Genomic DNA, 692 nt, shown 5'->3' on the forward strand with positions numbered 1-692 from the left:
CCTGCACCGGTTGCACGGCTTCGACGTGACCCTGCTGCCGGTGGATGCCCAGGGTCTCGTCGATCCGGCAGACCTCGCCCGTGCGCTCACCCCCGCCACGACCCTCGTCTCGGTGCAGTACGCCAACAACGAGGTCGGCACCGTGCAGCCGATCAGAGATCTGTCCGCGCTCGCCCGCGCCCAGGGCGTCCCGTTCCACACCGACGCCGTCCAGGCCGCCGGCTGGCTGCCACTGTCCGTCGCCGACCTCGGAGTCGATGCGCTCAGTATCTCCGGCCACAAGCTCGGGGCGCCCCAGGGAACGGGGGCGCTCTTCCTGCGTCGCCGGGTGCCGCTCGAACCCGTCCAGCATGGCGGCGGCCAGGAGCGCGGCAACCGGAGCGGCACCGAGAACGTCGCCGGAGCCGTAGCCCTCGCGACAGCGTTGCGGCTCGCCGAGACCGAACGCGCATCGAATGCTCCCAGGGTCGCGGCCCTCCGCGACACCTTCATCGCAGAGGTGCTCGGCGCGGCGCCGGGCGCACGCCTCACCGGGCATCCGCTGCAGCGCCTGCCCGGAACGGCGTCGTTCGTGTTCCCCGGCACGAGCGGGGAGGCCGTGCTGCTCGAGCTGGAAGGACACGGGATCGTCTGCTCGAGCGGCTCGGCGTGCGCGGCGGGCAGCGACGAACCCTCCCCCCCCCACACCGGCC

At 73.1% G+C, this 692-nt stretch carries 1 protein-coding gene; it reads left to right on the top strand.

What is annotated here, in order from left to right; all coding sequences use genetic code 11:
* Positions 1-692, top strand: a 692-nt coding sequence (locus tag QN345_RS19640) for a cysteine desulfurase family protein (protein ID WP_323509189.1), incomplete at both ends; no start/stop codon positions are given.

This window comes from Cryobacterium sp. 10I1, from assembly GCF_035019805.1.
Taxonomy (GTDB): Bacteria; Actinomycetota; Actinomycetes; order Actinomycetales; family Microbacteriaceae; genus Cryobacterium; species Cryobacterium glucosi.